Origin of the sequence: Streptosporangium sp. NPDC051022, assembly GCF_040683035.1 — a bacterium.
GTDB lineage: Bacteria > Actinomycetota > Actinomycetes > Streptosporangiales > Streptosporangiaceae > Streptosporangium.
This window is the reverse complement of record NZ_JBFBCF010000012.1, coordinates 63,861-64,711: the sequence shown is the minus strand read 5'-3', so window position 1 is coordinate 64,711 and position 851 is coordinate 63,861. Positions and strand designations below refer to the sequence as shown.

Genomic DNA, 851 nt, shown 5'->3' with positions numbered 1-851 from the left:
CCTCGAAGGCCACACCGGAAGGGTTCGCTCGGTGGCCTGGAGCCCCGACGGCACCCACCTCGCCACCGGCGGCGACGAGGCCACGTACATCTGGAACCTCTCGGCCGGCACCACGACCCGCATCCTCGAAGACCCCGGCTACTGGGTTCGCTCGGTGGCCTGGAGCCCCGACGGCACCCACCTCGCCACCGGCGGCGGCGGCGGCATCGACAGCGAGATCGTGCACATCTGGAACGTCGCGACCAGTCGTTTCACCCGCGTCTTCGGACATTACACCGGTAGCGTGCTCTCGGTGGCCTGGAGCCCGGACGGCACCCACCTCGCCGCCGGCGACAACGACGGCACCGTACACCTGTGGGACCTCGCCACCGGCACCACGACCCGCCCCCTCGGAGACCGCACCGGCAGCGTGCGCTCGGTGGCCTGGAACCCCGACGGCACCCACCTGGCCGCCGGCGACAACGACGGCACCGTACAACTGTGGGACCTCACCACCGGCACCCCGCCCCGCACCCTCGAAGACCACACCGGCTGGATCTACTCCGTGGCCTGGAGCCCCGACGGCACCCACCTCGCCACCGGCGGGCAGAACGCCGTACACATCTGGAACACCGCGACCGGCACCCTCGCCCACACCCTCGAAGACCGCACCGGCAGCGTGCGCTCGGTGGCCTGGAGCCCCGACGGCACCCGCCTCGCCATCGGCGGGCAGAACGCCGTACACATCTGGAACACCGCGACCGGCCCCCTCGCCCACACCCTCGAAGACCACACCGGCTGGATCTACTCCGTGGCCTGGAGCCCCGACGGCACCCACCTCGCCACCGGCGGGCAGAACGCCGTACACATCT

General features: G+C 71.6%; 1 protein-coding gene. It reads left to right on the top strand.

The annotated features are described in order from the left end of the window. Window positions 1-31 precede the first annotated feature (31 nt). On the top strand, window positions 32-851 hold an 820-nt coding region (locus AB0N02_RS20730; RefSeq protein WP_363948781.1), incomplete at its 3' end, for a WD40 repeat domain-containing protein.